The organism is Cytophaga sp., from assembly GCF_051961495.1.
Lineage (GTDB): Bacteria > Bacteroidota > Bacteroidia > Cytophagales > Cytophagaceae > Cytophaga.
Genome location: NZ_JBQCDF010000078.1, coordinates 1 through 9,650, shown reverse-complemented (window position 1 = coordinate 9,650; position 9,650 = coordinate 1). Strand labels below are relative to the sequence as shown.

The following is a 9,650-nucleotide window of genomic DNA, read 5'->3' as shown; positions in this document are numbered from 1 at the left end:
CTACACGACGCTCTTCCGATCTTACAACGGAGGCCGGGAAGTATTAAGTTCGTATGGGTTGAAAAATCAGAACGCAGTGCCGTACCACGTATATGAATTTATCACCAATACCTTTTATTACTTTCAGGATGAGCGGTATATATTCGTTCATGCGGGTTTAAACCATTTAGCAGAAATCCCGTTGAAAGATTATAACTCAATGATGTGGATCAGAGATTATGAAGTAAATACGCAATTAACCGGAGGCAGAATAATCATTCACGGACACACACCAACTGCATTGACAACCATTGAAGAGCAGATCGGGAATGCTGCAGCAGATCTTCATATATGTCTTGATAATGGATGTGTATTCAAAGGTCAGCGCGAAGGTTTAGGAAATTTACTCGCACTCGAAATTCAATCAAAAACTTTATACGTACAACAAAATATTGACTTTTAATTCCAATTATTAGAATGAACACTAACTATTCTGACTGTTTATTAACCGAAGTTGCCTGGGAAGTATGTAATCAAGTAGGAGGGATTTATACTGTAATCCGTTCGAAAGTACCAACCATGACAGAAGTTTGGGGGGACCGCTATTGTCTGGTAGGGCCTTATTTCCACAATAAAGCCATCGCAGAATTTGAACCTATAAACAACTACGATGATGTTTTCGGACAGGCAGTATTAAAAATGCGTGACCTGGGCTACGAAGTTCAGTATGGATACTGGCTGGTTTCCGGCCGGCCGAAAGTTGTATTGATCAATCACTTTTCAGCATTCTATAAATTAGGAGAAATTAAATATACGCTTTGGGAAAATCATGGTATATCCAGTCCGGATGGTGATGATCTGTTGAATCAGGTAATCGCTTTCGGATATCTTGCCAAAGTATTCCACCAACAGCTGGACGAAGTGAAAGGAGATGTTCCATGTGTTTCACACTTCCATGAATGGATGACTGGTACAGCTATTCCGGAAATGAGACGTGAACATGTAAAGACTTCCATTGTATTTACTACACATGCTACGTTATTGGGCCGCTACCTGGCCATGAACGATCCTAATTTTTACGATCACCTGCCGTATTACGACTGGAACAAGGAAGCAGTAAACTTCAATATTGAACCGGCAGTAAAGATCGAACGTGCTGCAGCACACGGAGCAAATGTGTTTACTACAGTAAGTGAAGTAACTGCACGCGAATGCGAATCGCTGTTGGGCAGAACGCCGGATATGGTTTTACCAAACGGTTTGAACATCGAACGTTTTACAGCCTTGCATGAATTTCAGAACCTGCATAAAGAATATAAAGACCAGATTCATGAATTTATTATCGGTCACTTTTTCCAAAGCTATACCTTTGATCTGGACAAAACACTTTACTTCTTTACTTCAGGCCGTTATGAATATAAGAATAAAGGTTTTGATATTACCCTCGAAGCGCTTGCCCGTTTAAACTGGCGTTTGAAAGAAGAAAATACAGATACTACTGTTGTAATGTTCTTCATTACAAAACAACCGTATCACACCATCAACCCGCAGGTATTACAGTCCCGTGCCGTGATGGAGGAAGTACGCAGCAATTGCGATGCGATTGTACAACAGGTAGGAGATAAATTATTTGAAGCATCTGCATCCAGTGATGACTTAAAACTTCCTGACCTGAATAAATTTGTAGACGAATACTGGAAGCTTCGCTTGAGAAGAACATTGCTTTCATGGAAATCGCACGAACTTCCTAAAGTAGTAACCCATAACCTTGTTTATGATAGTCAGGATGAAATTCTTAATTTCATCCGCCAGTCAAACATGGTGAACAATCAGCATGATAAAGTAAAAGTTGTTTACCATCCGGATTTCATTGCCAGTACCAATCCATTGTTTGGTATGGAGTACGGACAGTTCGTACGCGGTTGTCACCTCGGTGTATTCCCGAGCTACTATGAACCATGGGGCTATACGCCGCTTGAATGTATGGCCTCCGGTGTACCTGCCATTACCTCGGATTTATCGGGCTTTGGAGATTATGTATTAAAGAATATTCCAAACAATGAGAATAAAGGTATCTATGTAACAAACCGTTTCCATAAGAGCTATCACGATGCTGCACAGCAATTGGCAGATCAGATGTATCATTTCGTACACTTGTCACGCAGAGACCGTATTACACAGCGTAACAGAGTGGAGAGCGCTTCTGAACATTTTGACTGGCAGAATTTGGGAAGCTATTACGATAAAGCACACCGATTGGCTTTCTCAATGGCAATCAGATAAAGATATATCACACATAAAAAAAGAAAGGCTGAACAGATTGTTCAGCCTTTCTTTTTTTATGTGATAAACCTAATAATTCTATTTCACTTCAATCTTTTCCCAAATTGGTTCTATCTCAACCAATCCTTCGGAGTTGATGGTTTTCAATTTTACTTTCTTTAGTTCATTCACCCATAACGGATCGTATGGAGTAACAACTTTTATATAATTGTTTGTGAACCCAAACATGCTGCCGTTTTCTTCTTCGGCTTCAAATAACACTTCAGCAATTTCACTTATATGTTGTTCATAGAAGAATCTTCTTTTCTTTTCTGAAAGCGTCCTGAGCATCGTGCTACGTTCACTGCGGTCTCTGTTCGGACGTTTTCCTTTCATTGTTGCAGCAAGTGTATTGGCACGTTCGGAGTAACTGAATACATGCAGGTAGGAAATATCCAGCTCATTCAGGAAATTATAGGTAACATTGAAATCTTCATCTGTTTCACCAGGAAAACCAACGATCACATCTACACCGATGCAGGCATGCGGCATGATTTTTTTGATTGCAGCTACACGATCCGCATACAATTCACGCTGATAACGACGGCGCATTAATTTCAGGATCTTATTATTTCCCGATTGCAGTGGAATATGGAAATGCGGAACAAAGCGTTTAGACGTTGCCACAAACGAAATGATTTCATCTGTAAGCAGATTAGGTTCAATGGAAGAAATTCTGAAACGTTCAATTCCTTCTATATTATCCAGCTCTTTTATTAATTCTAAAAAAGATGTGCTGCGTTCACCATTAATGATTCCATAATCACCAATGTTAACACCTGTCAGGACAATTTCCTTAACATCCTTCGCAGCAATCTCCTTGGTTGTTTTAACAATGTTTGCAATGGTATCGCTGCGGCTGTTACCGCGCGCCAGAGGAATTGTACAGAAGCTGCATGAATAATCACAACCATCCTGAACTTTTAAAAACGTTCTGGTACGATCGTTTACCGAGTAGGAGCAATAGTAATCAGTAGCATTGGCAATATCACTTGTGTATATGCTTGCTTTATCCTGCTTATTAAAATCGCCCAGTAATTCAAATAGCTTAAATTTTTCTGATGCTCCCAATACCGCATCAACACCCGGGATCTGCGCAATCTCTTCTGGTTTCAATTGGGCGTAACAGCCAATGATTCCAACAAAAGCACCGGGAGAATAACGAAGTGCTTCTTTAACAACCTTCTTGCATTTTTTATCTGCATGGTCTGTAACCGAACAGGTATTGATGATATACACATCAGCCTTTTCATGAAACTCCACTTTTTCATATCCATTGTCAGAAAACATTCTGCCGATGGTGGATGTTTCTGAAAAATTCAATTTACAGCCTAAAGTATAGAAAGCAACTTTTTTCATGGGATTATGATTAACAGCCGAATAGATGCTGTTAATGACTCTGCAAAGGTAGCTTATTTCTGGTAAAAATCCTCCATTAAAACCTGCAGGAATGCTTGTGATTCTTCAATTTCTTTTGCCGTATATGTGCCTTTTTGCTCACTTATGTTCTTACTGTTCAGGTTGTATAGCATATACCGGCTGTTTGAAGAAACCCTGGCAAAACCATCATTGAACGAATACCAGGCACTGGAAACGCTGGTATCGGACAGATTCATCGGATTAGAAAATTTGAATTCACGAGGTTTTAATCCCAGATATGCAGCAATGGTAGGGGCCAGGTTTATTTGCGAATATGTGCTGCTGATTTCTTTTTGCCTGGTTATTGCTCCTCCTAACCAAAGCATCGGAATTTTAAATTCTGAAGGCTGGTGACTTGCGTATTCACTTCCAGGCAAAACATGGCCATGATCTGCAACAACAATGATCCAGGTATTATTCCACCAGGCTTGTTTTTTTGCTTTGTTTATAAAAGCATTAAAGCATGAATCCGTATAATGGTGGGCATTCTGGAACTGTATCGTTTTAGAATTTCCCGGAATTACAGGTTTGGCAGGTACATCAAAAGGTTCATGGCTGCTTAATGTAAATAAGGTATAGAAGAATGGTTCAGGCTTTCTGCTTTGTTCTTCAGCCAGAGAAAATAATTTATTGAATGTAAACTCATCATGTGCCCCCCATTTGGCTCCCCAGGTTTCTTTAGGAAAATCAGACTTGCCAATAATCTGGTCAAAGCCATTGTAGTTCATATAAGACCGCATGTTTGCGAATTCCAGTTCACCGCCATAAATATAACCTGTTTTATAACCGGCGTCTCTCAGCTGTTGTGTAACGAAAGGTAATCTTCTGGACTTGCCGGGTTCAGTCATGATCGAATAATCCGGCTGTGCGGGATAAGCGCTTAATAATGCGACTAATCCTTTATCACTGCGGTCTCCACTGGCATACATGCTTGAAAAATAAATACCATCTTTTTTCATACCTGTAAACTTGGGTGTTACAAGACTATCGACAACCTTCGCTGTTAAACTTTCCCATACAATCAGGATAATATTCGGACGATTATTTTTTAAAATACTATCGTTCACAAATGTTTGCTGTAGGGATGCATGCATCAACTTTTCGGCATCTTTACTATCAAAAAAACGATAGCGTGCAAGATCAGGGCCATTCTGTTCAATTACCGAACGGGCCAGTGTCCATAGGGGATTCAGTGCGGCCTGATTCAATAAGCTGCTGGTGGAATAATAAGCTACGCTTTCATTATTGGGAATCTGCTGTAACCCTCCGCGAATAGGAATGACCAACGCAGCAGCCAGAATAAGAGATACCGGTAATTGCCAAAAGTGTATTGTTATAAATTTCTTTTCGTGAAAAAAACGTAGATACACTTTATAAAATATGTATGCGAAGATAAAAAAGAAAGGAAGCAAGATCAGCAACGGTGAAGAAAGCGTAGAACCAAGCATCTCACTGAAAGTACCCGTGTATCTGAATAAGGTATTGTCCAAACGAAATCCCCAGAATGAGAAAAGTTCAGCATCCAGGGTATATATAAATGCAATTAAGATTGTCCAGAACAAGGTATAGTAGCGCAATAATTTCTGTACTTTTTCTGTTTTTATGTTAATCAATAAAAGAACCGGAAGGATGGCTGCAGGCAGGATGGTAATATATGATGCAAAAGAAATATCTAAGGTAAGTCCATAAATAAAGCTCAGCAACGTTTCCTGGATAGGTAGCCTTAAAATTGGTTTTATATGATAAACCAAAAAGAAAAGCCTTCCGAAGAAGAAAAAAGTCATCCAATAGAACAGATACCGAAGAATGAATAATAAGATCTTTTTCAGAAGAGTATAACGGTTAGCTTAATATATTCAATTCCAAAAATAGATAGAAATGAATAATTTTCAGCATAGCTGCCTGAGAATTCATTCAATATCAACCTTAAAAAATTACCCGCTTCTACGTATTTATCGTGATTTTTTGTATTTATTCATAAATATTGAAGCATATATCTTTAAAATCGAAGCTATTTTTTTAGTTTTAGGATCAAAATTCAACATTTAAATAGTTCAATATTCATTATGGCCCATTTACGTTTTAAAGCTTTAGAAACACTGAATGATAGACAGCCTATCAAAGTTATTGCTCCATCCAGCAAAATTTCGGATTACTTTGGAGAGAACGTTTTTGGCGTAGATGCAATGAAAAGATACATTTCTTCTGATGCTGTAAAAGTTGTACTGGCAGCGATCGAAACAGGAGAGAAGATAGATGCTGTTACTGCGGATGCAGTTGCTGCCGGTATGAAATGCTGGGCTATGGAAAAAGGTGTTACACACTACACACACTGGTTTCAGCCATTAACGGATGCTACTGCAGAAAAACACGATTCGTTCTTTGACCTGGACGACAACGGAAAGGCGCTTGAAAAATTTAAAGGGAGTGCTCTGGTTCAGCAGGAGCCGGATGCGTCATCTTTCCCGAACGGTGGTATCCGTTCTACATTTGAGGCACGTGGCTATACAGCCTGGGATCCGTCATCACCGGCATTCATTATGGGACCTACTTTATGCATTCCAACAATCTTTGTTTCTTATACAGGTGAATCATTAGATAATAAAGCCCCCTTATTAAAATCACTGGCCGCCGTTGATAAAGCAGCAACAGAAGTTTGCCAGTTTTTTGATAAAGACATTACGAAAGTTACTGCAACCCTCGGACCTGAGCAGGAGTATTTCCTGGTTGATGCAGCTCTGTTCAATGCACGTCCGGATCTTTTAATGGCAGGCCGTACGGTATTTGGCCATGCACCGTCAAGAGGGCAACAGCTGGATGATCACTACTTTGGTTCTATTCCGCCAAGAGTAAATGATTTCATGATTGACTTTGAAATTGAAGCCCTAAAGCTTGGTATCCCTGCGCGTACCCGTCACAATGAAGTAGCACCGGGCCAGTACGAAATGGCACCTACCTTTGAAGAGTGTAATCTATCCTGCGACCACAACCAGTTGATCCGCGACCTGATGCATAAGATTGCTGAGAAGCACGGCTTGAAAGTATTGTTCCATGAAAAACCATTTGCCGGTATCAACGGTAGCGGTAAACATAACAACTGGGCGTTAAGCACAAATTTCGGTAAGAATTTATTGAGTCCAAGCAGCAAACCGAAAGAGAACCTGATCTTCCTTACATTCCTTGTAAACGTAGTGAAGGCCGTGCATGATTATGCTGATCTATTACGCGCCTCCATTGCATCTGCAGGTAACGATCATCGCTTAGGTGCAAATGAAGCTCCGCCGGCAATCATTTCTGTTTTTCTTGGTACACAACTATCGGAAGTATTGGATGAACTTGAGAAAAATGGAAATGTGCGTATTGATAAAGGTGATAACATGTACATGAAATTAGGTATCAATAAAATTCCTGAATTGTTGCTTGATAATACAGATAGAAACCGTACATCACCATTTGCATTTACAGGCAATAAATTCGAATTCAGAGCTGTGGGAAGCGCTGCCAATTCAGCATCACCAATGACCGTGTTAAATACCATCGTAGCAGAAACACTGGTACAGTTCAAGCTTGAAGTTGATAAACAAATTGATAAAGGTGTAAAGAAAGAAGTAGCCATTGCAAACGTATTGCGTGATTATACGCATGCATCTAAGAAAATTCGTTTTGAAGGGAACGGATACAGCGAAGAATGGGTGAAGGAAGCAGGCAAGAGAGGCTTAAACAATGTAGTGACCACACCTGAAGCCCTTGACTTCTGGATCACTCCAAAGGTTAAAAAATTATTTGAAAAGCATGGGATTTATTCGGAACGTGAACTGGAAGCACGCTATGAAATCATGCAGGAAAATTATATTAAAAAAATTCAGATCGAAGGTCGTGTAATTGGGGATTTATCTATCAATCACATTATTCCTACGGCCATTGAATATCAAAATAAACTGATCACAAATGTGAAAGGATTAAAAGATATTGGTTTGGAAAAAGAGGCAAAACCTATTATTGAAATTATAAAGGAAATCTCTAAGCACATTAACACTATTCAAACAGATGTTGATGCGATGACTGAAGAACGCAAAAAGGCGAATATCATTGATGATATGCCGGAAAAAGCAAAGGCATATTGCAACAAAGTTAAGCCTTATTTTGAAACCATCCGCTATGCGGTTGATAAGCTTGAACTCATTATTGATGATGAGATGTGGCCATTACCCAAGTATCGCGAATTGCTCTTCCTTCGATAGATCTTAGTAGCATTGTTCCAATTTTAAAAAGGCATTATCTTATAGAAATGCCTTTTTAATTGTATTTATTTAATATAAAATAGGTTATAAATAATAAAAGACTTGAAATGAAAGATTTTTCCCAAAAATGTTCAAAAACAGATGGGACTTATGGTCAAAAACATTAGTTTTTTTCAAATAGAGGCTTAAATTTGCATCACAGTATTTACAATTCATATTAATTATCTATAAACAAGTTGATTTTCGATGGCAAAGGCAAAATTAGAGTACATCTGGCTTGATGGTTACAAACCAACTCAAAGCTTACGTAGCAAAACTAAAATTGAAGATAATTTTAGTGGTAAATTAGAAGATTGCAGCAACTGGTCATTTGACGGTTCTTCTACAGAACAAGCACCAGGTGGTTCTTCTGACTGTTTATTAAAACCAGTATTTATTTGTCCGGACCCTCAAAGAAAGAACGGCTACCTGGTAATGTGCGAAGTACTTAACGCTGATGGTACTCCACACGCTACAAACGGCCGTGCAACAATTGAAGATGATGATAACGATTTCTGGTTCGGTTTCGAGCAGGAATATTTCTTATATGACACAACTACTAACATGCCGTTAGGTTTCCCTGCTGGCGGATATCCAAGACCGCAAGGACCTTACTATTGTTCAGTAGGTGCTCAGAATGCATTCGGTCGTGAGATCATTGAGGAGCATTTGGATGCTTGCCTTGACGCTGGTCTTAACGTTGAAGGTATCAACGCTGAGGTTGCTGCAGGTCAGTGGGAGTTCCAGATCTTCGCTAAAGGTGCTAAACGTGCTGGTGATGAAATCTGGTTAGGTCGTTACCTACTGGAAAGAATCGGTGAGAAATACGGTGTATCTGTAAACTGGCACTGTAAGCCGCTTGGAAACCTTGACTGGAATGGTTCAGGTATGCACGCGAACTTCTCTAACACATTATTAAGAACTGCTGGAAGCAAAGAAATCTTCGATAAAGTATGCGAAGCATTCCGTCCGGTAGTTAAAGAACACATCGAAGTATACGGTGCAGATAACCACTTACGTTTGACTGGTAAGCACGAAACTGCAAGTATCCATGATTTCAGCTACGGTGTATCTGACCGTGGTGCATCTATCCGTATTCCTGTTCTTGTTCCTCAAAAAGGCTGGAAAGGTTACCTGGAAGATCGTCGTCCGAACTCTGCTGCAGATCCATACAAAGTGGCTGCACGTATCATCAAAACAGTTAAGTCTGTTAAGGCTTAATCTGATTGATATAAAGCAAATGAAAAGTCCCCCGATAATTCGGGGGACTTTTTTTGTTGTACAGAGGTGAATATTCTGATGAAAGATATTTAAATGAATAGATCGACACGGTTTGGTCACTTACTTTTTCAGATGAAATTCTACAAATAAATAACAGCTGTATACATAGCTAAATCATAAAAAATGAAACATATAAAAATGAATATCTTATAAAAAAAACCTTAGCTTTTCAAACTAAGGGTTATGTAGCGAAATCGGGACTCGAACCCGAGTCCGTCAGCTGACGGGTATGAATCCACGGATAAAAGCCCGGCCTCTGCTCGATTTTAATTCCTGCTCTCTTTTCATAGCTTCTCTTTTCGTCTCAAAATTTTCACTATGAATTAAACTCCATGGACGAAATTTTATCGTCCAGCCTTTTTGGGATAA

General features: G+C 39.4%; 5 protein-coding genes and 1 pseudogene. 4 read left to right on the top strand and 2 right to left on the bottom strand.

Annotated features, from left to right (window positions below):
* Together ACTHJT_RS03565 and ACTHJT_RS03560 are read left to right on the top strand one after the other, a co-directional pair.
* Window positions 1-442 (top strand): annotated as a pseudogene (locus ACTHJT_RS03565) (metallophosphoesterase family protein); the annotation flags it as partial.
* A 14-nt stretch (window positions 443-456) separates the two neighbouring features.
* Entirely contained in the window at window positions 457-2,262 is a 1,806-nt protein-coding gene (locus ACTHJT_RS03560; protein ID WP_440236408.1) for a glycosyltransferase, read from the top strand.
* Between the two features lie 78 nt (window positions 2,263-2,340).
* Here the strand turns inward: ACTHJT_RS03560 and mtaB are convergent, their stop codons facing one another.
* Both mtaB and ACTHJT_RS03550 read right to left on the bottom strand, forming a co-directional pair.
* Window positions 2,341-3,660: a tRNA (N(6)-L-threonylcarbamoyladenosine(37)-C(2))-methylthiotransferase MtaB gene (mtaB, locus tag ACTHJT_RS03555; protein WP_440236407.1), complete on the bottom strand. Its 1,320-nt coding sequence runs from the start codon at window positions 3,658-3,660 to the stop codon at window positions 2,341-2,343.
* Window positions 3,661-3,713: 53 nt separating this feature from the next.
* Entirely contained in the window at window positions 3,714-5,471 is a 1,758-nt protein-coding gene (locus tag ACTHJT_RS03550) for an LTA synthase family protein (RefSeq protein WP_440236406.1), read from the bottom strand.
* Between the two features lie 315 nt (window positions 5,472-5,786).
* Between ACTHJT_RS03550 and ACTHJT_RS03545 the strand changes: the two genes are divergently transcribed.
* Window positions 5,787-7,961, top strand: a complete 2,175-nt coding sequence (locus tag ACTHJT_RS03545) for a glutamine synthetase III family protein (RefSeq protein WP_440236405.1) — start codon at window positions 5,787-5,789, stop codon at window positions 7,959-7,961.
* Between the two features lie 246 nt (window positions 7,962-8,207).
* Window positions 8,208-9,221 carry a glutamine synthetase beta-grasp domain-containing protein gene (locus ACTHJT_RS03540; RefSeq protein WP_440236404.1) on the top strand — a complete coding sequence of 338 codons (1,014 nt, stop codon included), beginning with the start codon at window positions 8,208-8,210 and terminating at the stop codon, window positions 9,219-9,221.
* Window positions 9,222-9,650: the final 429 nt, after the last annotated feature.

Coding starts and splice junctions, on each gene's coding strand:
- ACTHJT_RS03560 (WP_440236408.1), top strand. CDS start 457: ATGAACACTAACTATTCTGACTGTTTATTAACCGAAGTTGCCTGGGAA.
- mtaB (WP_440236407.1), bottom strand. CDS start 3,660: ATGAAAAAAGTTGCTTTCTATACTTTAGGCTGTAAATTGAATTTTTCA.
- ACTHJT_RS03545 (WP_440236405.1), top strand. CDS start 5,787: ATGGCCCATTTACGTTTTAAAGCTTTAGAAACACTGAATGATAGACAG.
- ACTHJT_RS03540 (WP_440236404.1), top strand. CDS start 8,208: ATGGCAAAGGCAAAATTAGAGTACATCTGGCTTGATGGTTACAAACCA.